At 63.3% G+C, this 24,317-nt stretch carries 18 protein-coding genes; 11 read left to right on the top strand and 7 right to left on the bottom strand.

Annotated elements, in window-relative coordinates; genetic code table 11:
- The first annotated feature begins 13 nt into the window (after window positions 1-13).
- From KYK83_RS15030 to KYK83_RS15015, 4 genes are all read left to right on the top strand, one after another.
- Window positions 14-1,621, top strand: a complete 1,608-nt coding sequence (locus KYK83_RS15030) for a catalase (protein WP_222828869.1) — start codon at window positions 14-16, stop codon at window positions 1,619-1,621.
- A gap of 146 nt (window positions 1,622-1,767) precedes the next feature.
- Window positions 1,768-2,859: an efflux RND transporter periplasmic adaptor subunit gene (locus KYK83_RS15025; protein ID WP_222828868.1), complete on the top strand. Its 1,092-nt coding sequence runs from the start codon at window positions 1,768-1,770 to the stop codon at window positions 2,857-2,859.
- Complete coding sequence (locus KYK83_RS15020; protein ID WP_222828867.1) at window positions 2,849-5,953, top strand: efflux RND transporter permease subunit; 3,105 nt, start codon at window positions 2,849-2,851, stop codon at window positions 5,951-5,953. Before KYK83_RS15025 ends, KYK83_RS15020 begins: the two co-directional genes overlap by 11 nt.
- On the top strand, window positions 5,950-7,350 hold the full coding sequence (locus tag KYK83_RS15015; RefSeq protein ID WP_222828866.1) for an efflux transporter outer membrane subunit: 1,401 nt from the start codon (window positions 5,950-5,952) through the stop codon (window positions 7,348-7,350). The genes KYK83_RS15020 and KYK83_RS15015 overlap by 4 nt, the downstream gene beginning before the upstream one ends.
- Here the strand turns inward: KYK83_RS15015 and KYK83_RS15010 are convergent.
- Complete coding sequence (locus tag KYK83_RS15010) at window positions 7,319-8,218, bottom strand: hydrogen peroxide-inducible genes activator (RefSeq protein ID WP_221596376.1); 900 nt, start codon at window positions 8,216-8,218, stop codon at window positions 7,319-7,321. The two genes, KYK83_RS15015 and KYK83_RS15010, sit on opposite strands and share 32 nt — an antisense overlap.
- A 103-nt stretch (window positions 8,219-8,321) precedes the next feature.
- On the opposite strand from KYK83_RS15010, the gene KYK83_RS15005 reads away from it, so the two are divergent.
- From KYK83_RS15005 to KYK83_RS14995, 3 genes are all read left to right on the top strand, one after another.
- Window positions 8,322-8,525: an HP1242/YdcH family protein gene (locus KYK83_RS15005; RefSeq protein ID WP_103022220.1), complete on the top strand. Its 204-nt coding sequence runs from the start codon at window positions 8,322-8,324 to the stop codon at window positions 8,523-8,525.
- A 69-nt stretch (window positions 8,526-8,594) separates the two neighbouring features.
- Window positions 8,595-9,797, top strand: a complete 1,203-nt coding sequence (gene nhaA, locus KYK83_RS15000) for a Na+/H+ antiporter NhaA (protein ID WP_103022221.1) — start codon at window positions 8,595-8,597, stop codon at window positions 9,795-9,797.
- On the top strand, window positions 9,790-10,806 hold the full coding sequence (locus KYK83_RS14995) for a TerC family protein (RefSeq protein WP_103022222.1): 1,017 nt from the start codon (window positions 9,790-9,792) through the stop codon (window positions 10,804-10,806). Before nhaA ends, KYK83_RS14995 begins: the two co-directional genes overlap by 8 nt.
- A 32-nt stretch (window positions 10,807-10,838) precedes the next feature.
- Here the strand turns inward: KYK83_RS14995 and KYK83_RS14990 are convergent, their stop codons facing one another.
- The 4 genes from KYK83_RS14990 to KYK83_RS14975 are packed head-to-tail and all read right to left on the bottom strand — an operon-like array spanning window position 10,839 to window position 18,472.
- Window positions 10,839-12,623 carry an SLC13 family permease gene (locus tag KYK83_RS14990; protein WP_222828865.1) on the bottom strand — a complete coding sequence of 595 codons (1,785 nt, stop codon included), beginning with the start codon at window positions 12,621-12,623 and terminating at the stop codon, window positions 10,839-10,841.
- Between the two features lie 52 nt (window positions 12,624-12,675).
- On the bottom strand, window positions 12,676-14,091 hold the full coding sequence (locus KYK83_RS14985) for an efflux transporter outer membrane subunit (protein WP_196846988.1): 1,416 nt from the start codon (window positions 14,089-14,091) through the stop codon (window positions 12,676-12,678).
- Entirely contained in the window at window positions 14,088-17,300 is a 3,213-nt protein-coding gene (locus tag KYK83_RS14980; protein WP_221596368.1) for a multidrug efflux RND transporter permease subunit, read from the bottom strand. The genes KYK83_RS14985 and KYK83_RS14980 overlap by 4 nt, the downstream gene beginning before the upstream one ends.
- 2 nt (window positions 17,301-17,302) lie before the next feature.
- Window positions 17,303-18,472, bottom strand: a complete 1,170-nt coding sequence (locus KYK83_RS14975; RefSeq protein WP_103022226.1) for an efflux RND transporter periplasmic adaptor subunit — start codon at window positions 18,470-18,472, stop codon at window positions 17,303-17,305.
- A 115-nt stretch (window positions 18,473-18,587) separates the two neighbouring features.
- Between KYK83_RS14975 and KYK83_RS14970 the strand changes: the two genes are divergently transcribed.
- Both KYK83_RS14970 and KYK83_RS14965 read left to right on the top strand, forming a co-directional pair.
- Entirely contained in the window at window positions 18,588-19,160 is a 573-nt protein-coding gene (locus KYK83_RS14970; protein ID WP_222828864.1) for a TetR/AcrR family transcriptional regulator, read from the top strand.
- 15 nt (window positions 19,161-19,175) lie between these two features.
- The gene (locus KYK83_RS14965; protein ID WP_222828863.1) at window positions 19,176-19,823 is read left to right on the top strand and encodes an HAD family hydrolase; all 648 of its coding nucleotides are present in this window, start codon (window positions 19,176-19,178) and stop codon (window positions 19,821-19,823) included.
- Here the strand turns inward: KYK83_RS14965 and KYK83_RS14960 are convergent.
- Window positions 19,810-20,904, bottom strand: a complete 1,095-nt coding sequence (locus KYK83_RS14960; RefSeq protein ID WP_222828862.1) for a glycosyltransferase — start codon at window positions 20,902-20,904, stop codon at window positions 19,810-19,812. The two genes, KYK83_RS14965 and KYK83_RS14960, sit on opposite strands and share 14 nt — an antisense overlap.
- Window positions 20,904-22,082, bottom strand: a complete 1,179-nt coding sequence (locus KYK83_RS14955; protein ID WP_222828861.1) for a hypothetical protein — start codon at window positions 22,080-22,082, stop codon at window positions 20,904-20,906. The genes KYK83_RS14960 and KYK83_RS14955 overlap by 1 nt, the downstream gene beginning before the upstream one ends.
- A gap of 128 nt (window positions 22,083-22,210) precedes the next feature.
- On the opposite strand from KYK83_RS14955, the gene KYK83_RS14950 reads away from it, so the two are divergent.
- On the top strand, window positions 22,211-23,557 hold the full coding sequence (locus tag KYK83_RS14950) for a lipopolysaccharide biosynthesis protein (RefSeq protein ID WP_248284506.1): 1,347 nt from the start codon (window positions 22,211-22,213) through the stop codon (window positions 23,555-23,557).
- Window positions 23,554-24,306, top strand: a complete 753-nt coding sequence (locus KYK83_RS14945; RefSeq protein WP_222828860.1) for a nucleotidyltransferase family protein — start codon at window positions 23,554-23,556, stop codon at window positions 24,304-24,306. The genes KYK83_RS14950 and KYK83_RS14945 overlap by 4 nt, the downstream gene beginning before the upstream one ends.
- The last annotated feature ends 11 nt before the right edge of the window (window positions 24,307-24,317 follow it).

Raw genomic sequence — 24,317 nt, 5'->3', positions numbered from 1 at the left:
AAGGATTCCAGCCATGGCCGATACCCCCAAATGCCCATTCACCACGACCGACGCCGGCATTCCGGTTCAGAGCGACGAGCATTCGCTGACGGTCGGGCGCGACGGTCCCATCGTCCTCAACGATCATTACCTGATCGAGCAGATGGCGAACTTCAATCGGGAGCGCATTCCGGAGCGTCAGCCCCACGCGAAAGGCTCGGGCGCATTCGGTAGATATGAAACCACCGCGGACGTGTCGAAATACACCAAGGCAAAGATTTTCCAGAAGGGCGCGAAGGCCGAAGCGGCAGCGCGTTTCAGCACGGTTGCCGGTGAGCGCGGCAGCCCGGACACCTGGCGCGATCCGCGCGGCTTTTCGGTCAAGATCTATACCGAGGACGGCAATTTCGACATGGTCGGCAACAACACGCCGATCTTCTTCATTCGTGATCCGCTGAAATTCCAGCATTTCATCCGCAGCCAGAAGCGCCGGGCCGACAATGGCCTGCGCGATCATGACATGCAGTGGGATTTCTGGACCCTGAGCCCCGAAAGCGCCCATCAGGTCACCTATCTGATGGGCGACCGCGGCATTCCGAAGAACTGGCGCGAGATGAACGGCTATTCCAGCCACACCTACATGCTGGTCAATGAAGAAGGCGAGAAATTCTGGGTCAAGTTTCACTGGCACAGCGATCAGGGCGACGGGAATGCGCATCTGACGCAGGATGAAGCCGACAAGATGGCCGGGCAGGATGGCGATTATCACCGCCGCGACCTGTTCGATGCCATCGCGAAGGGCGATCATCCCAGCTGGACCCTGAAATGGCAGATCATGCCGTTCGAGGATGCCAAGACCTACCGCATCAATCCGTTCGACCTGACCAAGGTCTGGCCGCACAAGGATTACCCGCTGATGGAAGTCGGCAAGCTGACTCTGACCGAAAATCCGGTCGACTGGGACACCCAGATCGAGCAGCTCGCCTTCGAGCCCAACAACATGGTCCCCGGTATCGGCCTGTCGCCCGACAAGATGCTGCTGGCCCGCGGATTTTCCTATGCCGATGCGCACCGCGCCCGGCTGGGAGTCAATTACAAGCAGATCCCGGTCAATCAGGCGAAGAATGCCGAGGTTCACAGCTATTCCCGCGCGGGACAGGGGCGCACGGTCAATGCCGTCGACCCGGTCTATGCACCCAATTCCTATGGCGGCGCCGGCGCGCAGCCGCAGGTTGGCGGCGAAGCGACCTGGATGTCCGATGGCGACATGGTACGCCAGGCATATACGCTGCGCGAGGACGACGACGACTGGAGCCAGGCCGGTGCGCTGGTGCGCGAAGTCATGGACGATGCGCAGCGCGACCGGTTCGTCGACAATGTCGCCGGGCATCTTGCCGATGGCGTCAGCGAGCCGATCCTCGTGCGTGCGTTCGATTACTGGCGCAATGTGGACAAGGACATCGGTGATCGCATCGAAAAGGCAACGCGCGATCTGGTCGGCGGCAAGTCCAAGGCCCCCGGCATGGCCAGCGCAGAGTCCATCAAGGGCTATGCCGGCGTACCGGCGACATCGGATCTCGCCAAGGGCGAAGGCGACAAGAACGCAGCGAAGAACCTGCGCGAGCCGGCCCCTGCCAAGTAACGATATATAACCCGTCGATATCGACGCGGTGACAGATCGCCAGGTCCGGCAATGTCCGGGTCTGGCGATCATCGTATCGGAACAAGATAGAGGCCTGAGCGGATTAGGGCTTTTGCTATGTGTCCGCATTGGTTACGCCACGCGGCATGGGTTCCATAATTCGACCGCTCGGCCTTCTGGGCGGGATACTTCTTGCAGGCTGTTCGCCAGAGGGCGCAGAACGTGCGGAAGAGGCGATCCCGGTGGTGGCCGAAACGGTTCGCCTGTTGCCGGAGCAGACCCGGATCGAGGCAATCGGCACTGCGCGGGCCGTTACATCCGCCCAGCTTTTTCCCGAAACGGCTGGCCGCGTCACCCGCGTGATGTTTTCCGCCGGCGACTATGTGCAATCGGGCCAGCCGCTGCTGGAACTGGATGCGCGGCAGGAACGGCTCGCCGTGGATGCCGCGCGCGTCCAGGTGCGCGAAGCGGAGCAATTGCTTGGCCGATACCGGCGGATCGAAGATACGGGCGCAATATCCGAAAGCCAGATCGAAGCGGGAGAGACCGCACTCGATTCTTCGCGTGTGGCATTGCAGCAGGCACAGGTCGCGCTGGCGGACCGGACCATCCGGGCGCCGTTTTCGGGCCATATCGGGCTGACCGATGTCGATCCGGGCGACAGGGTGAGCGACGCGACCGCCATTGCCCAGCTCGACCAGCGTAGCCGCCTGTATATCGACTTCCCGGCACCCGAAGAGGTGTTCGCCTCGCTCCGCGAAGGGCAAGTGGTCGAGGCAGTGGCATTTTCCGAACCCGGAACCACGCGCGATGCACGCATCATCTCGACCGACAGCAGCATCACGAACGACAGCCGCAATTTCACCGCGCGGGCAGAAATTTCGAATTCGGACGATCGCCTGCGCCCCGGAATGAGTTTTCGCGTGACCTTCACGCGCAACAACACCAGCCGCCCTTCCGTCCCCGAAGAAGCCATAGTCTGGGGCGGGGAGGGATCGCATATCTTCGTGGTCCGCGACGGCAAGGCCGTACGCGTTCCGGTCACCATAACCTCGCGCCGCGACGGTCAGGTGCTGGTCGACGGCAAGGTCAATGCCCGGGACCGGGTAATCGTGAAGGGTGTGCAGAAGGTCCGCGACGGGCAGGCCATCCGCCTGGTGCGGCCGACCCGTGTGCCGGCCGAAGATGTCGAACTGCGGCCCAGCCGCCAGTCCGAAGCCGGTAACGATGGCGGATAGATCCGACCTACCGATGCTGGCGGTCAAGCGGCCGCTGCTGGTGGGCGTCCTCAATCTGCTTATCGTCATTGCCGGGCTTGCCGCTTTCGCCGGGATCGAAGTGCGCGAATTGCCCAATGTCGACCGGCCCATCGTGTCGGTTTCCGCGACCTTTCCCGGCGCTGCCCCTGAAACGATGGACCGGGAAGTGACCAGCATCCTCGAAGACGCGATCGCTCGCGTCACCGGGGTGAGGCAGATCCGCTCTTCCAGCGAGGAAAACAACAGCCGCATTCGCGCCGAATTCAATCCTGGGGCGGATCTGGACACGGCGGCATCCGATGTCCGCGAGGCGGTCAGCCGCGTGACGCGCGATCTTCCCGACAGGGTGGAACAGGTCAATATCGTGAAGGCGGATGCCGATGCGCAGCCGATCATGACGCTGGCCGTGTCGAGCGAACGCTATGGCGAGGCCGAGCTCACCCAGCTGGTCGAAAACGATGTCGTGCCGGAACTGCTTACCGCCGACGGCGTGGCGAGCATCGACGAGTTCGGCACCCGCGCCCTGCAGATGCGCGTTTCGGTAGACCCCGCGCGGCTCAACCGCTTCGGCCTGACAATGAGCGACGTTTCGACGGCGCTGGAGGGCGCGCCGTACGACGTGCCGGTAGGATCTTTCCGGTCCAACGCGCAGGAACTGGTCGTGCGCGCCGATGCCAGCGCGACCGATCCGGGCCTGGTCCGCGACGTCATCGTGGCGGGCAACACGCGCATCGGCGATGTTGCGGACGTAACGCTGGCCCCCGCCGATGCGACCAATTTCGTGCGGCTGGACGGGCGCCCCATCGTGGGACTTGGCGTGGTGCGGCAGGCCAGTTCGAACACGATCCAGATTTCCGATTCCATCCGCGCGTCGGTCGACCGGATCAATGCGCGTTACGAGGACATAACCATCAGCATCGTGTCCGACGATGCCGATTTCATCAAGATTTCGGTGCGCGAGGTGCTGATCACGCTGAGTTTCACCGTGCTGGTCGTCGTGGGCACGATGCTGCTGTTCTTCCGCGCATGGCGGCCGACCGTGATACCGAGCACGACCATCCCCGTGGCATTGATCGGCGTGCTGGCCGGTATCTGGGCGCTGGGATTTTCGGTCAATCTGGTGACGCTGCTGGCGCTGGTTCTGGCAACGGGGTTGATCGTCGACGATGCCATCGTGGTGCTGGAGAATACCCAGCGCTTGCAGGACAAGGGGCTGGGACGGCGTGCGGCCGCGGTTGTCGGGACCCGGCAGGTCTTCTTTGCCGTCGTGGCCACGACGGCGGTACTGGTATCGGTATTCCTGCCCATCAGTTTCCTGCCATCGGAAGCGGGCCGGCTGTTCCGCGAATTCGGTTTCGTGCTGTCTTTCGCGGTGATCATTTCATCCTTCGTCGCCCTGTCGCTGGTACCCGCGCTGGCGGCCAAGTTCGACCTGCGCACGAGCGGCGATCGATCCGACCGCCTGTCGCGCTGGGGATCGCGAATGCGCGACCGCTACATTGCCGCGCTCACCTGGTGCCTAGACCGCGGGAAAGCGGTGGTGGGCGGCGCGGTGCTGGTCACGGGCCTGACCGCGCTGCTGTTCACGCAGCTCGACAGCGAACTTGTCCCCGATGAAGATCGCGGCGTGATCGAGGTCGATGCGACCGGCCCCGACGGCGTGGGACTGGACTTCATGGACCGCGAACTCGACGAGATCGAAATGGTCCTCCAGCCCTATCTGGACAGCGGCGAAATCGAGAGCACCTTTTCCATCGTGGGCAGGTACGATCCCAACCGGGTGCGCGTGACCGCGCAGCTTGCCGATTGGGGCGAGCGCGATCGCGGCCAGTCGGACATCGTCGAGGAGCTGAACGGACCGCTGCGTGAAATTCCCGGATCGCGGACCAATGCGCGCGGGCGCGGCACACTGAGTTTCGGCGGCGGAGGCGGCGGAAACATCGAAGTGGCCCTGACCGGCGCAGAATATGACCAGATCTATGCCTCCGCCCTGAAACTGAGCGAGGCGATCGATACGCAATCGACCATATTGTCGAACCCCGACATTTCCTATCAGCCGACCCAGCCGCAGCTTTCGATCCGCATCGATCGCCAGCGGGCATCTGATCTGGGTGTGGACCTCGACGATGTCGCCCAGACGTTGCGGGCGATGGTCGGCGGGGACGAGATCGTCGATCTGAACGTCGGCGATCAGGCCGTGCCGATCTTCCTGACATCGCAGGCGACGACGATCACCAATCCCTCCGATCTGCGCAACCTCTATGTCCGAACCGCAGGCGATGCGCTGGTGCCGATGTCGAGCATCACGCAGATCGTGGAACAGGGGGTCGCTGCCGAACTGAACCGCACCGCGCAGCGCCGCGCGATCGAGGTGGAGGCCGATATTGCCGAGGGAACACCCCTGCAGGACGCCATCGACGAGATCGAACGGCTGGGGGCAGAAACGGTCGCGGACGATACCGACATGATCCTGCAGGGCGATGCGGAGAGCCTCGAGGAAACGTCGAACGACGTCCTGCTGACCTATATGTTCGCGCTGGTGATCGTGTTCCTGGTGCTGGTCGCACAGTTCGAAAGCCTGACGAGCGCGCTCGTCGTGCTGCTGACCGTTCCCTTCGCGCTCGTCGCGGCGATCCTGGCGCTGTTCCTGTCGGGCATCTCGCTCAACATCTATTCGCAGATCGGGCTGGTGATGCTGATCGGCCTGATGGCGAAGAACGGCATCCTGATCGTGGAATTCGCCGACCAGTTGCGCCATCAGGGCCGCACTATCCGCGAGGCCGTGGAAGAGGCGGCGGCCATTCGCCTGCGGCCGATCGCGATGACGCTGATTTCGACCGTGGTCGGGGCAGTTCCACTGATCCTCGCGTCCGGCGCCGGTGCAGAGGCGCGCCAGTCGATCGGCTGGGTGATCTTCGGCGGGCTGGGCATCGCCGGGGTCTTCACCCTGTTCCTGACGCCGGTGATCTATCTGGGCGTGGCGCGCTTCGGCAAGCCGCGCAGTGTCGACCTCGCCAAACTGCAGGAAGAGATCGACGACATCGACGAAGACATGACGATGGCGCCTGCATGATCGCTGCGCGTTTCCATCTGTGCGCCCTCGCGCTTCTGCTCGGCGGATGTGCCGCGGTTCCCACCGACTTGCCCGAGGCGCAGATCGCTCCGCCGGAAAGCTACCGGGCGGACTTGCCGCCTGCCGGCATGGACGGCGTGTGGTGGGGCGCCTTTTCTGATCCGGTGCTGGATGCGCTGGTCGATCGCGGCCTTGCGGCGAACCTCGATATTGCAGCGGCGGAGGGACGGCTGGCAGCCGCCGAAGCCCTGCTGCGGGCAGAGCGCGCGGACCGGCTTCCCACGATCGACGGATCGGCCGAGGCAAGCGTCGATGTGGGCGAGGGGACTTCGCGGACGGGTGCAAGTGCCGGGCTGTTCGGCACGTTCGACCCCGATTTTTCCGGGCGCCTGCGCGCGGAAGTGCGCGCGGCGGCGGCGCGCTATGCCGAGGCGGGATATATTCGTGCCGATCAGCGCCGCCTGATCGCCGCCGCCATCGCCGCGCAATATGTGGAATACCGCCGAACGGGGGCGCAGCTTGAATTGCTGGCGGAATCGACCGATCTCCAGCGGCAGACGCTGCGGATCGTGACCTTGCGCTTCGAAGCCGGGCTGTCGGCCAATCTCGACGTGCGCCGCGCTGCAGCCGATCTGGCGCAGACGGAAGCGCGGCTGGGGCTGATCGAAATCGCCCGGGCGCAGGCAGCCCATGCGCTCGCGATACTGGTAGGCGAGGCGCCGGGGACGCTGGTGATTGCGGAGCCCGAAAGCGAGACGACGATACCAAATTACGGCGATGGACCACCGCTGGGCGGCCCCGCCAATCTGCTGCGGCGGCGCGGCGATGTGCTGGCGGCCGAGTCGAGGCTGGCTGCCGCGGCGGCGCAGGTCGGGATCGAGCAGTCGGATCTCAGGCCTTCGCTCGTCGTGCCGGGTTCGATCATAATCGGCGACGGCTCGATCGATGGCCTGTTCTCGGAATTTCTCGCAACGCTCGGCGCAGCGCTGGACCTTCCGCTGTTCGACGGCGGGCGGCGGCGGGCCGAAGTCGCGGCGGCACGGGCGGAACTGGATGCGAGCCTGGCCGAATATCGCCAGGCTTTCCTGGAAGCGCTGGGCGAGGCCGAAACGGCGCTGGTCGCGATCACCGCCTACCGCGCCCGTGCAGGATCGCTATCCGAGGCGATCGAGCAGAGCGAGACCGCGCTCGGCCGGTCCAATGCCTTGTACCGCGAAGGGCTCGCTTCGCTGTTCGATGTGCTCGATGCGCAGCGCCAGCTGATCTCGAGCCGGGAATCGCTGCTCGACAACGAGGCGGCGCTCGCGAATGCGTTCATCGCACTCCACTCGGCAGCGGCCAGCCCGGATGGCGAAGCCGTGGCGGCTAGCGCTGGCGGCGCCCCTCCTCCGCAATGACGGCTGCCACTTCGGCATAGAGATCCGAAAAGGCGGCACTGGCGCGCCATGCAGCGGCAATGCTGCGATGCTGTTCCCACCCTGCCGGTTCGGCGATGCGCACGACATCGAGGCCGCCCGCTTCCGAGCGGATGTAGAAATGCGGGAGGATGGCGAGGCCCAGACCTGACCCGACCATCTGTTGCAGGGCATCGAGGCTGGTGCCTTCGTAATCGGCCAGAATGGTAGCGCCGAGATTCTTGCAGATATCTTCGAGCTGGCGGTGGTAATGATGGCGATGATCGAGCGAGAGGAACATGCGGCCTGCGAAATCTTCCTTCCGAAGTTCCGGCAGGGCCACCAGCGGATCGTCGGGCGGAGCGATGATCCGCAAGCGTTCGCGGAACAGCGGTTCCACCCGGAGGCCCTTGCCTTCGATCGGCATGGGCGAAAGCAGCATGTCCAGTTGCCCCGCGGCCAGATCCGCCTGCTGCTTCGACGGAATGCCTTCGCGGATGAAGAGGCGCAGGTCGGGATAGCGTTCGTGGAGGATCTTGATGACGCGCGGCATGAGATAGGGGCCGAGCGTAGGACTGACGCCAAATCGTATCGTGCCGGCGGGGCGAGCGGCAATGTGATCGGCCGCATCGGTGAAGTCGCGCGTACTGGCAATGACCGTGCGGGCCTGCGCGAGCAGTTTGCGCCCGCTGGGTGTAAGTTGCATGCCCTTGGGCACGCGTTCGAACAACTGCAGGTCGAGCTTTCTTTCGAGCGCGCGCAACTGCTGGCTGAGAGCGGGCTGGGTCATGCCCAGCGCGGTGGCGGCTTCGCCCATATTGCCGATGTCGGCAAGCCTTACGAAGATATCGATCTGTTTGAGCGTCACCATGGCCAACGCCATTAGTAAAACTTATCGATACATGGCAAGTTTTCGAATTGGATTATCGCCAGCGAAGCACGCATATGTACCCTAGCAAACGAAGGAGAGCGCGATGAGCAAGACGCCCGACGAGAAGATCATGATCCCGTATCTGCGCAAGCTGGTGCGCGAGCATCGGGCCCTCAACCGACTGATCGACACGACCAAGGCGATCGGCGCGCGCGACGATTTGAAATCGCTGAAGCGCCTGCGCCTGCGCCTCAAGGACAAGATCGTCGCATTACAGCGCCATTATTACGGTCGCAGCTTCGCTTAGCTGCGGCATAGGGCGGCGGTCCGTTCCCTCCCCCCCCACACTTGACGGACCGTCGCCCGCTTTGATCATATGACCAGACAGACCCCCACGCAGCGCCTTCGCGCTTTCATCGCCAGCGAGAGTGCAGGCGGCATCGTGTTGATCGTTGCCGCCGCAATTGCGCTTGTCATCGCCAATTCAGCGCTGCTTGCCGGCTATCAGAGCCTGCTTGCCACGCCGGTGAATTTCACGGCCGGCGAACTCGTTTCTATCGACAAGCCATTGCTGCTGTGGATCAACGACGGCTTGATGGCGCTGTTCTTCTTCCTGATCGGCCTGGAAGTGAAGCGCGAGATCGTGACCGGTCAGTTGCAAAGCTGGAAGCAGGCATCGCTTCCGGTTTTTGCCGCGGTTGGCGGTATGGTCATTCCTGCGCTGGTATTCGTGGCCATCAACGCCGGTTCGCCGGACAATATTCGCGGCTGGGCCATTCCCGCCGCTACCGACATTGCCTTTGCGCTGGGTCTCCTCGCTCTGCTGGGCAGCCGGGTACCGGTCGCGCTGAAGGCGCTGCTGCTGGCCATCGCCATCATCGACGACATCGGTGCGATCGCCATCATCGCGCTGTTCTATACCGAAAACATGAACGTGGGCGCACTGGCGCTTGCACTGGTTCCGGCTGCGGGCATGCTGTTGCTCAACCGGGCCGGAGTGGCGCGAACCATTCCCTATTTCCTTCTCGGCGCCTTTCTGTGGGTCTGCGTGCTGAAGTCCGGCGTGCATGCTACTCTGGCGGGTGTCGTGACGGCCATGTTCGTCCCCATCGCGACAGGTGACGAACAGCCGCTCGAACGGCTGGAACACGCACTGCATCCCTGGGTCGCTTTCATGATCCTGCCGATCTTCGCCTTTGCCAATGCCGGCGTCTCGTTCGCTGGAGCCGGGCTGGAGGCGCTGTTTGCGCCGCTGTCGCTCGGCATTGCGGCAGGTCTTGTGGTCGGCAAGCAGATCGGCGTGTTCGGCGCATGCTGGCTGGCAGCGAAAACCAAGCTCGCATCCATGCCGCCCGAAGTGACCTGGCGCCATATCTATGGCCTGTCCTGTCTGGCCGGTATCGGCTTTACCATGAGCCTGTTCATCGGCGGCCTCGCCTTCATCGATCCGGACCAGATCGATGCGGTGAAAATGGGTGTGCTGGTCGGTTCCCTGATTTCGGCGGTGATCGGCATGACAGTGCTCGCCACCGCTCCGCGCGCCGCGACCAGACCTCTAAACGAGGTGCCGAGTGCCTGATTTCCTGCTGGCGTCATGGCTTGGCACCCCGGTCTGGTTCTGGGGCGCCTTTCTTGCAATCGTCGTCGTGCTGACGGCCTTCGACCTCGGCTTCCTGCATAAGGAAGACCGGGAACTGGGCATTGCAGAAAGCCTGAAGCTGTCGGTCTTCTACATCACCGTGGCGCTGCTGTTCGGCGTGTGGGTGTGGTTCGAGCGCGGCGAGACCGCGGGCATGCAATATTTCACAGGCTTCTTCATCGAGAAGGCACTGTCGATCGACAACGTCTTCGTGATCAGCCTGATTTTCACCTATTTCGCCATCCCGGCGAAGTATCAGTACCGGGCGCTATTGTGGGGCATCATCGCGGTCATCATCCTGCGCGGCCTGATGATCGCCGGGGGCGCGGCCCTGCTGGCCGAAGCCTATTGGGTGCTGTACCTTTTCGCCGCCTTCCTGGTGTTCACCGGGATCAAGATGTTCTTCGCCGGCGACGAGCCGATGGATGTCGGAAGCAACCCCGTCGTCCTCTGGATCAGCCGTCACATGCGGGTGACGCCGAATCTGCACGGGCAGAAATTCCTGGTGAAGGTGCAGGACGAGAAGACGGGCAAGATGGTCCGCGCGGCCACACCGCTGCTGCTGGCGCTGGTCGTCATCAATCTGGCCGATCTCGTGTTCGCCGTGGACAGCGTGCCGGCGATCTTCGCGATCACGACCGACACGTTCATCGTCTATACCAGCAACATCTTCGCCATTCTGGGGCTGCGCGCTCTCTATTTCGCTCTCGCCGCCATGATCCACCGATTCCACTATCTGAAGTATGCGCTGGCAGCGATCCTGGTGTTCATCGGCAGCAAGATCTTCGTTACGGACTTCCTGATGGACGGTGAGAAATTCCCGGCCTGGATCAGCCTTGGCGTGACGTTCGTGCTGATCGCAGCGGGCGTGCTCTATTCGCTATGGAAAACGCGCGGGCACGAAGAGGCGGACTGGCCAGCAGAACCGGAAGACGAACCGCTCGCCTAGGTCGGGTGGCAGGCGTCACGGGCGTCAGCCGTTCAGACCATCGCATTGATCGCAAGACAGGTCGCCAGTCCTACCACGACATTCATGGGCGCACCGATCTTCAAGAAGTCGGCGAAGCGATAATTGCCGGCGGCATAGACGATGGTGTTGGTCTGATAGCCCACGGGCGTTGCGAAGCTGGCCGATGCAGCGAACATTACCGCGAAGAGCAGCGGGCGCGGTTCGACCCCGAGATCGGTGGCGAGCGCCAGCACGATCGGGGTCATGATGACCGCGACAGCATTGTTGGTAACCGTTTCGGTCAGCACGGAGGTCAGCAGGTAGATCGCAAGCAACAGGTAAAGCGGCGACAGATTTGCGAGGACCGGAAGGGCGGCATCGACGATCAGGTCGACCGTCCCTGCGCTTTCCAGACCCAGGCCGACGGCAAGCATGCCGAAGATCAGCACGATGACATTGCCATCGATGCTGCGCCAGGCTTCTTCCGGATCGATGCAGCGCGAGAGCAGCACGATAGCCACGCCCGTTATTGCCAGAAGTTCGATCGTCCATACGCCAAGGGCGGCGAGCACGATGATGCCCATCATCGTCACAACCGCGATCGGTGCGCGCAGGCGCCGGAACGGGCGCGTGTCCGGCGTGGAGATGTTGATCAGATTGATATTGTTTTCGATCGCGGCGATGCTGGCGGGACTGCCTTCGATCAGCAGATGATCGGCTGCGCGGATCCGCGCATCGGACAGTGTGGGCCCGGGAAAGTGCCGGGCACGCGACAGGCCGAGAATGCGGGCGCCCGTCTTGGTGAGGAAGGGCACTTCGGAAAGCTTGCGGCCGAGGGTCGGGTGGCTGGGCGAAATCGCAGCTTCGACGATACGGTTTTCATCGGATGCGGGTGCGGCACGTGCAGAAAGGCCGAGTTCCGACCCGCGCCCGGCGGCTAGCGACAGCATTTCGGCCTGATCGGCGGCGATCTGCATGATGTCGCCTTCCTCCACGATCAGCTCGTCGAGGTCGCTGCGCAGGATGGCGCCGCCGCGTTCCAGACCGACGAGGCGCAGCCCGGAGCGACCGAACTGGGAAAGATCGCCATAGGCCTTGCCGATGTCCTTATCGTCTTGCGTCACGCGCAACTGGGTAAGGTAGCGTTCCTCCAGCGGTCGGCCGCTGTCGCGATCCGCGGCATCGGGCCGGTTGGGCAGAAGAAACCGCCCGCTGACGAGAAGAAAGAGGGTGCCGGTCAGTGCCGCGACCAGGCCCACGCCGGTCAGCTCGAATATGCCGAAGGGAGGCTGGCCAGAGCGCTGCGCCACACCATCGACGAGAAGGTTCGTCGACGTGCCGATGAGCGTGAGCGTGCCGCCGAGGATCGAGAGATAGGATAGCGGGATGAGGAGGCGGCTGGCCGTACTGCCCGCCAGTCCTGCGATCTTGCGAATGACCGGAACCAGGATGATCACCACCGGCGTATTGTTGACCAGCGAAGAGGCGAGGAAAGTGCCGCCGAAGAGTTCCGCGATCGACCGGCGCGGATGACGTTCGGTCCGGCGTTCGGCGATGCTGGCCAGCGCTTCGACAACGCCGGTACGGATCAATGCACCCGAGAGGATGAACATGGCCGCGATGGTGATGGGGGCGGGATTGGCGAAAACCTGTTCCATCTCGCTGCGCGGAAGATAGCCCAGCACCAGCATGACGGCCGCGCCGCCCACGGCGACGGTCACCGGCGGAAACCGTTCCGTGGCGAACAGAATGAACAGCCCGACCAACAGGCCGAGGCCGATCCAGGCCGAATAATCGGTAAGGAACGTTCCTAGCATCGGCGCCCCCTAGCAGGTCTTTGTCAGGGAGCCGAGTTGGAAAAGTCCCGGATTATGAAGGCGTTTCCACGGCCAGACCGCCACCGAGCGCCACGAACAGCGACGTGCCGTTCTGCAGAAATGCGCGCTGGGTGGTGAGCAATTGCTGCTGCGCGGTGAAGAGGTTGCGTTCGGCATCCAGCACTTCGAGATAATCCGCCACACCTTCGCGGTAGCGCAGGCGCGCGAGCCGCGTAATGCGTTCCTGCGCGGCAACACCCTGCGTCAGCGCAGCCACCTGTTCGGCCAGCCAGCGCCGCCCGGCAAGGGCGTCGGATACCTCGCGGAAAGCTTCCTGCACGGTCTTTTCATAAACGGCGACCTGTTCCACTTCGCGCGCCTTGGCCAGATCCAGATCGGCTTCGCGGGCGCCCCAGTCGAAAATCGGCAGGGAGATCGATGGGCCGAACGACCAGGACAGCCCGTCGGAAGAAAAGAGATTGTCGAGATCGTTGGACGAGAAACCGGCATTTCCAGTCAGGGAAATGGTCGGGAAAAAGGCTGCACGCGCCGCGCCGATATTGGCGCGGGCTGCGCGAAGCTGCTCTTCCGCGGCGACGATATCGGGGCGGACCAGCAGAAGGTCGGATGGCGTGCCGGGATCGAGTTCCATGCCGTTTTCCTGACCGCTCATCGGAAGGGCAACCGGCAGGTTCTCCGGCGTGGTTCCGCCGACGAGCACCGAGAGCTGGTTGCGCTGCTGGGCCTGCGACAGGCGCTGGGCGGCAAGTTGCTGCTCGGCCGTCGTCAGCAGCGTTTCGGACTGCCGGAAGGGCAGCGCAGAGGTGACGCCCGCATCAAGCCGGAGCCGGGCGATCCGGAGGCCCTCCTGGCGGCTTTCGAGGGTGGCCTGCGCCAGATCGATCTGCGCTTCGCTTTCGAGCAGGGCGAAATAGGTCGTCGCGACATCGGCGATGAGCGAGAGGTAGAACGCGCGCTGGTTGGCCTCGGCAGCCAGATACTGGGCGCGGGCGGCCTCCGACAGATTGGCGATGCGGCCCCAGAAATCGAGTTCGAAAGACGAAACGCCGACGCCCACGTCGTAGCGGTTGATGGTTACCGAGCCGGGCGTACCGGGCGCGATCGAGCCCAGCGGGATGCGGCTGCGCGTTGCCGCGGCATCCGCCACGGCGGTAGGCAGGCGGCGGCTGTCCTGAATGCGGTACTGTGCCCGGGCCTGCTCGATCCGCGCAGTGGCGGCGACGAGATCGCGATTGTTCGCCACTGCGGTATCGATGAGCGAGACTAGCCGCGGGTCGCTGAACCATTCCCGATAGGACAGGGTAGAGGCGACCACCGTGCCGTCCGGACGGAATTCCGGATCATAGGCGGGCGCGCTGGCGAGGGCGGGCCGTTCGTGATCGGGGGCAAGGTTCACACACCCTGCCAGTGCGAGCGCCATCAGGCTGGCAGATATCTTGCGGATCATGCGCCATCTCCTTCGAGTGTGCCGGCCGGCTTGGGCTGTCTTCCGCCGATCCGCGTGCGGATGAGCATGTAGAGGAGCGGGATGACGAAGATGCCGATCGCGGTCGCGGCGATCATTCCGCCCATCACGCCCGTGCCGACGGCGATGCGGCTGGCAGCGCCCGCGCCGGTGGAGATCACCAGCGGGACCATGCCGAGAATGAAGGCGAGCGAGGTCATGATGATCGGGCGCAGGCGCAATCTGGCAGCCGCCTTTACCGCTTCCATCGGGCTCTTGCCCTCGGCCTCCTCCTCAATCGCGAATTCGACGATCAGGATGGCGTTTTTCGCGGCAAGCCCGATTATCGTGATCAGCCCGACGTTGAAGTAAATGTCGGCCGACAGCCCCCGCAGCATGGTGAAGAGGACTGCGCCGAGAACCCCCATCGGCACGATCAGCAGCACGGCAAAGGGGACCGCCCAGCTTTCATAAAGCGCCGCAAGGACAAGGAAGACGATGATGACCGACAGTCCGAGCAGCAGGCCGATCTGGCCGCCGGCCTGTTTTTCCTCGTAACTGATGCCGGTCCATTCGAACCCGATGCCTTCCGGCAACTGGCTGGCAAGCTGTTCCATCTCGGCCAGCGCGGCGCCAGACGATTCGCCCGGTGCGGCGGTTCCGGAAATGGTCATGGCCGGATAACCGTTATAGCGCGCAAGGCTGGGCGGGCCGGCCGTCCACTCCGCCATGGCGAAGGAACTGAACGGTACCAGTTCGCCCTGTGCATTCGGAATGCGCAGCGAAAGCACGTCTTCAGGTGTCATGCGGTGTTCGGCATCTGCCTGCACCAGCACCTGCAGCACGCGCCCGTCACGGTTGAAATCGTTGGCGTAGGCCGAACCGAAATTGATCGACAGGGCATTGTTCACGTCGGTCATCGACAGGCCCATGGCGCGGGCCTGAACCCGGTCCACTTCCACATGCAATTGTGGCGCGGGCGGCTGGTCTTCGGGTCGAAGATCGGCGAGCAGGCTGCTTTGCATCGCCATGCCGAGCATCTGATCGCGCGCTGCCGTCAGGGCTTCACGCCCTACACCGGCGCGGTCCTGCAGCTTCATGGTGAAGCCGCTGGCCTGTCCGAGCGACTGGATTGCGGGCGGCTGGATGGAGAAGACCATCGCATTGTCGATGCCCATGAAGGTGCCCATCGCACGGCCAACCAGCGCCTCCGCCGAACTTTCCGAGCCGCTGCGTTCGCTCCAATCCTTGAACGGGGTGAACATGATGGCATTGTTCTGACCCTGACCGAAGAAGCTGAAGCCGCGCACCACGACGACCCGCTCGACTTCTTCCTGCGAAGACCAGAAGCCTTCGACCGGGGCGATGGCTTCATCGAGCCGTTCGCGCGTGGACCCCGTGGGGGACTGCACAATCGTAATGGCAAAGCCCTGGTCTTCGGTCGGGAGGAAGCCGCCCGGCAAGCGGAAGAACAGCAATGCCGTGACAAGTGCCAGCATGAGGAAGACGGCCAGGCCGCGCATGGGCCGACCGAGAATGCGTTCATTGGTCCGCCCGTATTTTTCGGTCATGCGCCCGAACCAGCGGTTGAACTTTCCGAAGAAGCCACTGCTGCGCCGCCGCAATTGTTCGACACGGCCGCGCCATCCTTCTGGAATCGGTTCCTGCTCGGCGTGTTCGTCGATCTCGTGGGCGTCGTGGGCTTGGATATCCTTCGTGCGCAGGAATGTGGCGCAGAGAGCCGGCGTCAGCGACAGCGCGAGGACCGCGGAGAAGAAAATGGAAATAGCCAGCGTGACCGAGAACTGGCGGTAAATGCCGCCTGTCGATCCGGGGAAGAAGGCCATCGGCACGAAGACTGCAACCAGCACCAGCGTGATCCCGATGATCGCACCGGTGATCTGATCCATCGCCTTGCGGGTCGCCTCGACAGGGCCGAGACCCTCTTCGCGCATGATGCGTTCGACGTTCTCGATCACGACGATGGCATCGTCGACCAGAATACCGATCGCCAGCACCATGCCGAACAGGGACAGCACGTTGATGGAAAAGCCGAACAGCCACAGGCCCAGACAGGCGCCTGCAAGCGCAATGGGCACTACCAATGTCGGTATCAGCGTAGCGCGCCAGTTCTGCAGGAACAGGAACATGACCAAGAAGACGAGGACCATGGCCTCGACCAGCGTCTTGACGACTTCTTCGACCGAGATCTGGACGAAGGGCGTGGTGTCGTAGGGAATCGACCAGGAGATGTCCTGCGGCAGGCCGTTGCCCAGCTCTTCCATCCGCTCCTTCACGCCTTCGGCGGTGGCCAGGGCATTGGCGCCGGTAGCGAGCTGGACGGCCATGCCCGCCATGGGCTGGCCGTCGAGAGTGGTGGAGGTGGCGTAGCTCTGCGCGCCGATTTCCACGCGTGCGACATCGCCCAGGCGAACGCTGGCACCCCCGCTATCCGCCCGCAGGATAATGCTGCGGAACTGTTCTTCGGTCTGGAAGCGGCTTTCCGTGGTAATCGTCGCCGTGATCTGCTGCCCTTCCTGCAATGGCAGGTCGCCGATCGCACCACCGGCCGTCTGGGCGTTCTGTTCGCGAATTGCCGACACGACTGCGCTGGGCGAGAGATTGTAGGAAGCCAGCTTTTCCGGATCGAGCCAGATACGCATCGCGTAGGCAGAGCCAAACAGCGTGACATCCCCGACGCCGGCGACGCGGCGCAGTTCATCGATCACCTGATTGGAGGCGATATTGCCCAGATCGGTCGTGTCCAGAGCGCCGGATTTGGACGTCAGGGCGACGATCATCAAGAAGCCGGAGTTCGCCTGACGGACGGTAATACCCTGTCGCCGGACCTCCTCGGGCAAACGCGCTTCGACTGTGCTCAGACGGTTCTGAACTTCGGTCTGGGCGATGTCGATATCAGTGCCGGCTTCGAAGGTTAGCGTGATCGAAGCCGTGCCGTTGGAGAGGCTGGACGAGGCCATGTAAAGGAAGCCTTCGACCCCGTTGAGCTGCTGCTCGATTACCTGGGTGACGTTCTGTTCAAGTGTGGATGCGTCGGCGCCCGGGTATACGACGTTGATCGCCAGAGACGGTGGCGCGACCTCGGGATATTGTTCGATCGGCAAGGCCCGCAGGGCGATGAATCCCGACAGGAGAATGGCGAGCGAGATGACCCACGCAAAGATGGGTCTGTCGATGAAATAGCGTGCCACGATCAGTCAGCCTTGGCCGTTGCTTTCGGGGCAGCCGCTGCGGGTTTGCGGCCGGTCGCGGCATTGGCGATCTGAACCGGCATGCCGGGCTGCAGTTTTTGCAGATTGGATACGATAACCCGATCGCCGGGCTTGAGCCCGCTTTTGATGACCCACTTCTCTCCCACGAGTTCACCCAGTTTGACCGGGCGGACGGCAGCCTTGCCATCCTTGTCCACGATCATGACGGTGCCGCCATCGTCGGCCACGGTCACGGCGAGCTGGGGGATCGCGATGATGTTGGTCAACTTGCCTGCGAAGATACGCGCCTTCACGAACTCGCCGGAAAGCAGCAATCCTTCAGGATTGGGGAATTCGGCGCGCAGCTGGACCGTGCCGGTGGCTTCGTCCACCGAGAAGTCGAGAAATTCGATCAGGCCCGGCGTGCCGTATTCGCTGCCGTCGGGAAGGGTCAGACGAACTTCGACCGCATCGCCCGGCTGCAGGTCGAGCTCGCCGCTGGTTATGGCGCGCCTGATCTGGAGAACTTCCATGGCCGATTGCGAGAAGGAGACATAGATGGGGGAAATCTGTTCGACCCGCGTCATCAGAGTGCCTTCGGGCTGCGAAACCAGTGCGCCCTCCGTCACCACGGCGCGGCCGGCCCGGCCCGCAATAGGCGCGCGCACGGTCGTGTACCCCAACTGGAGCGATGCAGCGCGAAGCTGAGCCTGGATCTGCGCGACATTGGCATTGGCTTCACGTGCAGCAGCCTGGGCCGCGTCGAATTCCTGCCCGCTGATGGCGTTTTCCGCCACAAGGGGCCGGTATCGCGTAACGACGGCGTTGGCGTTCGCGGCCGTGGCGCGTGCCCGGTCGAGGCTAGCCTTGATCTGCGCGTAACTGGCCCTGAGTTCGGCCGGATCGATGCGGAACAGGGCCTGGCCCTCGCTGACATCCGTTCCTTCCTCATAGGTTCTTTGCTGCACGATGCCGGTGACACGGGCCCGCACTTCGGCAACCCGGACGGGCTGAACACGTCCGGGAAGTTCGATCACATTGTCGATATTCGTGGCGGATACCGTGATAGTCCGCACCGGAACGGCCTGTCCCTGCTGCGCAGTTTCCTGCGATCCGCAAGCGGCAGTCACGAGCCCTAGCACGAGCAGGAGCAGTGTCCGGTAAAACGACATGGAGTTCCCTCATAAAACGAATCACCGCCCCACCGACGGCTCGACAATTGCGCGCTTTGACATTTTCTATACAAATGTAAATTGACAATTTTGCATCATATGTCCATCTGCCTGCATGGAAGAGAGAGCATGCAAGATAGCAGCCGCCGGTTATGCGGTCATCAGCCAGTACGGCGTACGGCGCGCGACCATGAACGATATAGCCGAAGCGGCAGGCGTCTCGCGGCAGACCGTCTACAACATATTTCCCAATCGCGAGGCGCTGTTGACCGGGGTCGTGCGATTTCATTTCAACTCCAAATGGGACGCCATCCTCACGCGTTGCTCCTCCGAGCATGACCGCAAGACCCGCTTTTCGATATTGCTCGACGAGATCGTGATCGAATCGTGGAAATCCATGCAGGCGATGCCGCATGCAGACGAGCTCGAGCTGGAACTTGCCACCACCATCAAGGAAGAACTCGCCGACATCCATGTCGAGGCGCGTCGCAATCTGTGCGAATTTCTCCTGCCGTACGAAGCCGCGCTCGAAAGCCGTGGCATCACGGCCAAGGGGATGGGCGAAATGCTCCATCATTCGATCATGGGGCTGAAGCTTAGCACGACGACGTCGGAAGAAATCGAATCCGCGACGGCAACCATGCTGGCGTGCCTCATGGCTGTTACGGACGCACCGGCGGTCCAGTAAGCCTCACGCCACCAAATGCGAATCGCCATATACGATCTCGACAATACGTTGACTCGGCGGGCGACTTTTACGCCTTTCCTGATCTTTGCGGCGTGGCGCATCGCGCCATGGAGGCTGGCGCTGCTTCCGGTCTGGGTAGCCATGATGATCGGCTATCGCGCCGGGCTGTACGATCGTACGATACTCAAGACCGCCGGGATGAAGCTGATGGTCGGCAAGGTCGGGATTGCGACGTTGCAGGATGTCGGACGAGAGTTCGCCGATCGGCGCGTTGCCGATGATGGCTTGATGCCGGCGACACTCGCTCTGCTGGAGGAAGACCGACGGCAGGGCGCACACATCGCCATTGCGACAGCAGCATTCGAATTTTACGCGGCGGCCTTCGCCAAGCATCTCGATATCGATACCGTGATCGGCACGCGCTGGGATGGCCGCTCCATCGTGGGTGGTAATTGTTATGGTGAGACCAAGCTGGCGCGGGTCCGGGCATGGGCGGCGCATCAAAATCACCAGCTGGAAGGAGCAGAGTTCCGCTTCGTGAGCGACAGTTTCGCCGACGCGCCGCTGCTCGATCTGGCCGATGATCCAATCTTCATCAGCGCAAGTTCCCGCAAGAGGGAAAAGGCCAAAGCGCGGGGCTGGCGGATAATCAGCGCCGACTGACCAAACCTTCGAGGCGGCGAACGATCTCAGCCGCGTTCAACTCGAACCTCTCCTGCGAAAATCTGTGCAGCACCCGTTCGCGCGCCGCGCTTCCCATTGGGGCGAGGCTATGCGGAGCATTCAGCAATTCGCCCAGCGCCACGGCCAGCGATTGCGCATCGGCAACCTCCACCACTCGCCCGATAGTGGGCGTGTCGACCGTAAGCGGCATTTCGCCCGTTTTCGAAACGATCACGGGGAGGCCCGCCTGCATGGCTTCATGCGCGGCGATACAGAAGCCTTCGCGGCGCGAGGGTTGAACATAGAGGTGCAACCCCGCCAGGAAATCGGCGCTCGTGTCGGAAAATCCCGCGAAGTCGAGCTGATCCACACCCCGGCCCGCCGCAAGGCTGCGCAGGCTTGCTTCGTCAGCCCCTTCCCCCGCGATCGCCACGTGGTAGGGCGGCATCGCTGGCGTGGCCGCCGCGTTCACCTTGGCGAGGGCCTCGATCAGAATGTCGTAGCCCTTATTGGGGTGAAGCCTGCCGAGGCTCCCGATCCGCAGCGTTTCTCCGGGCTGCCACGGCCTGGCCTGGGGCGCACCGGGATCGGCGGCGAAGATCGGCCAGGTGACCAGCTTTTCTGCAGCTACTCCGAGACGGTCGAGAGTGAGGGCCGCCACCTGCGCGCTGTCCGCCACCCACAGATCGGCCGCATCCGCACGCCAGCGCAGAAGCCGCTCGTTCCAGGGCTTGAGAAAGGCGTTATGCTGCCAGCTTACGACCGGAATCCCCAGCCGCCTGCCCGCGATCTGGCCCAGCAGCGTCGCCCGCGTAAGCGAGGTCCAGATCGCATCCGCCCCCCATTCCCGGGCCTGTTCGCAGATCCAGCGATAGGCAGCGATCTGGTCGCTTTCACCACCTTCGCGGACGAGCGGATCGATGCCAGCGGCTTGCAACCGTTCGATCGCATGCCCGTTTCGCCGGGTGAGCGCGAGGACACGCACGCGCGCTCCTGCCTTTGCCAGTGCGGCGACGATCTTCGGCAGCGGGGTCTGCGCGCCGCCGCCCTCCATCGAATTGATGACGTAGGCTATCCGCATCACATAGCGCCGTTTCGCCGCGCAATGGCGGCGGCGATGGCATCGGCCGCGCGCTGGGATGCGGGCACTTCGGACAGCGCGAAAGTGTGTGCGATCAGTCGCTCCTGCTCGGCACGGTAACGCGGCCCGATCTCGTCCCACCCGCCGATCGCCGATCCCAGATCGTTTACGCTCTCCGCCCTTGGCCCGGTGCGCAGGAAGGGCAGCACCTCCTCGCCCTGCGACCCGAGAGCGGCGTTCGGATCCAGCAGGAATACGGGCCTTGGCCGCATGAGGAACTCGTAGATCTGGCTCGATGCATCGCCGATATAACCGTCCGCTGCGAGCATATAGGACATGTCGAACAGGCGCGGGCCATCGGTGTCGATCAGAATATTGGGCGCCGCCCGCGCCGCGTCGGGGATGTCCGGGCGGACCCTGCCTACCTTGTATTCAGGGGAGATGTGCACCGACTTGCGGAACAGCATCACATGCGGTGCGAAGATCAGATTATAGGCCTGCCCCGCTTCGCTGGCGAACCAGCGCAGCACGTCGGGCCCGGCATCGTACCAGCTCGACAGATGCGGATCGAAATGGGGGTTATAGACGAAGGTCGGGCGACCGTTGGCGAAGAAGTCGGGCTGCGCATCGAAATCGATGCCCTCGAACTTGGAATAACCGGTGACCTCGATCTTCGCCGCATCGACGCCATTGGCGACGAGCTGTTCCTTCAACTTCGGTCCGGCAACGAGGCTGAGATCGAACTGGCGATGGTCGGGGTGGAATGTGACGCTGCGATCCCCCGTCCCATGGGGCACCCTGATGAACAGCGGTGCGGTGCCGGGGCGCAGCCGGCGTTTCACCCTCAGGCAGGTCCGCTCGGTCGAAACGACCGCGTCGCTCGCCCTGAACAGCGGCTGGTGCAGACGAAGACGGGCGAGCCGCGTCACCGGGGCGATCTTGTCCAGCACACCGGTCGCGGCTGCGATAGGGCGGGGCAGGGCGAGTTCGTGCCAGTCCATGCGCGCGGCATCTTCCGGCCGGACAAGTCTTTCGATCTGCGCACGCACGGTCTGGCTGGCATAGGCGACCGTCGTCTCGACTTCGGGGTGATGCCGCGCCATAGCGCCGGCGATCGGCGCGAGGTGAGACACCTGATGCGCCGCATCGTGATTGAACAGGAAAACTGCCCGGGCCATAGGCGGCGCGGATAGGGCAACCGCCCGCCGATGCAAAGTGAATAGCCAGCGCCCGGCATTTGCGTAGAATGATCGCAGCCGCTACCGCATCGCCGACTATCGGCGCGCATGCCGCATTAGGATTGAGAATGACACTTGCGGCAATGGAGGAAGATCGAACCGGTCCGCACCGGCGCGGCGGTCTGCTCAACATCTTCAAGAATGTCGCCTGGCTGATGGGGGGCAAGGGCTTCGGGGCGATCTGCTCCATCGCCTATCTCGCCATTCTGTCGCGCTCGCTCGGTCTCAAGGACTTCGGTCACTTCTCGCTCATATTCGCGACCGGCCTTGCGCTGGTCGCCGTGGCGAGCTTCCAGACCTGGCAGACCGTCGTGAAGTTCGGCGCCGAACCGTCGCGCCTCAAGGACTGGCGCAGTTTCGGGCGGATCGTGTGGCTGTGCGGCGCCATCGACGTGTCCGGCGCGATGCTCGGTACGATGGTCGCCTTCGTCGTCTATTACGGCTTCGGGGAAGCGCTTTCGCTCAATCCCGAATTCATCGACATGGCTTTCTGGTTCAACGTCGCCCTGCTGTGGTCGCGGATGACGACGCCCAATGGCATCGTTCGCGTGCTCGACCGGTTCGATCTGGGCACCTATGTCGAAGCCGTGGTTCCTGCGGGCCGATTGATCGCTTCGCTGATCATCATTCTGGTCGGGCCGACCGTGGGGCGCTTTCTGTTCGCCTGGGCCTTCTTCGATCTGCTCACGGGATTGCTATACTGGGTGGTCGCCTGGCGCCTGGTGCCCAAGGCGCTCAATCGCGAAAACTTCGGCCATTTCCGCGAAACCGTGGCCACGCACCCCGATCTGCCTAAATTCTTCGGCATAACTTACGGCAGTTCGACGCTCGATGCGATCTACAAGCAGGGGCCGGTGCTCGCCGTCGGCTTGCTCTTGGGTACGAGCGCGGCCGGTCTCTACCGCCTCGCCGACCAGCTGGGCCAGGGCATCGGCAAGCTTTCGGGCATACTGACGCGCGCGATCTTTCCCGAATTCGCGGTCGCACGCACCACGCAGGCCATCGACATGTTCCGCAAGCTGGTGCGCCAGGTGTCGCTTATTGCAGCGTTGAGCGGGGTCTGTGTCACTCTGGTCGCCATTTTCCTGGGCGAACCGCTGCTGATGCTGATCGGCGGCGATGCCTATATCGCCGGTGCGGCGGTGCTCATCCCGCTGGCGGTCGCGGCGTCGTTCGAACTCGCATCGGTCGCCTATGAGCCGATGCTCTATTCGACAGGGCATGCCCAATATCCGCTGATGATCCGGCTGGCGGCCGTCGCCGTTCTGGGTGCAGGGATCATGCTGCTGTCACCGATGGGACCGATCGGCGTCGGTATCGCGGTAGCTTTCGGCATGGCCGTATTGTGGGTGCTGATGAGCGCGACCGTGTGGCATGTGATGCGCAGTCTGGTGAAGGCGGAGCAGGCCAAGTGACATCGGCACTGGTGCTGGCCGGCACGCGCGCCGGCGGCGATCCGCTTGCCGGACTGGAAGGCAAACCGCACAAGGCGCTTATAGAGATAGAGGGCAGGCCGCTGCTCGAGCGGGTCGTGGCGGCGCTGCGACTGGCCGGGATGGAGCGCATCGGTGTGTCATGCGACGAAGGACCTGTCGCAGACCTCGCCCGATTGCTGGAATGCGAGGTTGTGCCCACAGGGGCGGGGCCGAGTGAAAGTGCCGGCATCGGCTTTGCCCGGTTCGGCGCACCGCTCGTCCTGACCACCGCCGATCATGCCCTGCTGCGTCCGGAATGGGTACGCGAACTGGTGGATGGGACCCCGGACGATGCCGATCTCGGCGTCGCGCTGGCGAAACGGGATGACATCGAACGCGCCTTGCCGGGTAGCCGGCGAACCTATCTGCGGTTTGCCGACGGGGAATGGTCGGGCTGCAATCTGTTCTACCTGCGAACCTCCCGGGCCGAGCATGCCCTTGCGACGTGGAACAATGTCGAAAAAGATCGCAAGCGGCCATGGCGGATAGTCGGCAAGCTTGGGGTGTCCACGCTTGTCTCATATGCCTTGGGCCGTCTCGGTCTGGGCGATGGTATTGCGCAACTGGGGCGGCGGATCGGTATCGAAGCGCGGTTGGTAAGGGCTTCCAACGGGCTTGCTGCCGTCGATGTCGACAAGCTCCAGGACCTGGAAGATATCCGGGGCTTGCTGGCGCGATCCTCGGCCTAGTCGGATGGGGC

The sequence above is a fragment of the Qipengyuania pacifica genome, from assembly GCF_019857205.1.
Taxonomy (GTDB): domain Bacteria; phylum Pseudomonadota; class Alphaproteobacteria; order Sphingomonadales; family Sphingomonadaceae; genus Qipengyuania; species Qipengyuania pacifica.
The sequence above is the reverse complement of the archived record's forward strand: the minus strand, read 5'-3'. Positions and strand labels throughout refer to the sequence as shown.

Coding starts and splice junctions, on each gene's coding strand:
- KYK83_RS15030 (WP_222828869.1), top strand. CDS start 14: ATGGCCGATACCCCCAAATGCCCATTCACCACGACCGACGCCGGCATT.
- KYK83_RS15025 (WP_222828868.1), top strand. CDS start 1,768: ATGGGTTCCATAATTCGACCGCTCGGCCTTCTGGGCGGGATACTTCTT.
- KYK83_RS15020 (WP_222828867.1), top strand. CDS start 2,849: ATGGCGGATAGATCCGACCTACCGATGCTGGCGGTCAAGCGGCCGCTG.
- KYK83_RS15015 (WP_222828866.1), top strand. CDS start 5,950: ATGATCGCTGCGCGTTTCCATCTGTGCGCCCTCGCGCTTCTGCTCGGC.
- KYK83_RS15010 (WP_221596376.1), bottom strand. CDS start 8,218: ATGGTGACGCTCAAACAGATCGATATCTTCGTAAGGCTTGCCGACATC.
- KYK83_RS15005 (WP_103022220.1), top strand. CDS start 8,322: ATGAGCAAGACGCCCGACGAGAAGATCATGATCCCGTATCTGCGCAAG.
- nhaA (WP_103022221.1), top strand. CDS start 8,595: ATGACCAGACAGACCCCCACGCAGCGCCTTCGCGCTTTCATCGCCAGC.
- KYK83_RS14990 (WP_222828865.1), bottom strand. CDS start 12,623: ATGCTAGGAACGTTCCTTACCGATTATTCGGCCTGGATCGGCCTCGGC.
- KYK83_RS14985 (WP_196846988.1), bottom strand. CDS start 14,091: ATGATCCGCAAGATATCTGCCAGCCTGATGGCGCTCGCACTGGCAGGG.
- KYK83_RS14975 (WP_103022226.1), bottom strand. CDS start 18,472: ATGTCGTTTTACCGGACACTGCTCCTGCTCGTGCTAGGGCTCGTGACT.
- KYK83_RS14970 (WP_222828864.1), top strand. CDS start 18,588: ATGGAAGAGAGAGCATGCAAGATAGCAGCCGCCGGTTATGCGGTCATC.
- KYK83_RS14965 (WP_222828863.1), top strand. CDS start 19,176: ATGCGAATCGCCATATACGATCTCGACAATACGTTGACTCGGCGGGCG.
- KYK83_RS14960 (WP_222828862.1), bottom strand. CDS start 20,904: ATGCGGATAGCCTACGTCATCAATTCGATGGAGGGCGGCGGCGCGCAG.
- KYK83_RS14955 (WP_222828861.1), bottom strand. CDS start 22,082: ATGGCCCGGGCAGTTTTCCTGTTCAATCACGATGCGGCGCATCAGGTG.
- KYK83_RS14950 (WP_248284506.1), top strand. CDS start 22,211: ATGACACTTGCGGCAATGGAGGAAGATCGAACCGGTCCGCACCGGCGC.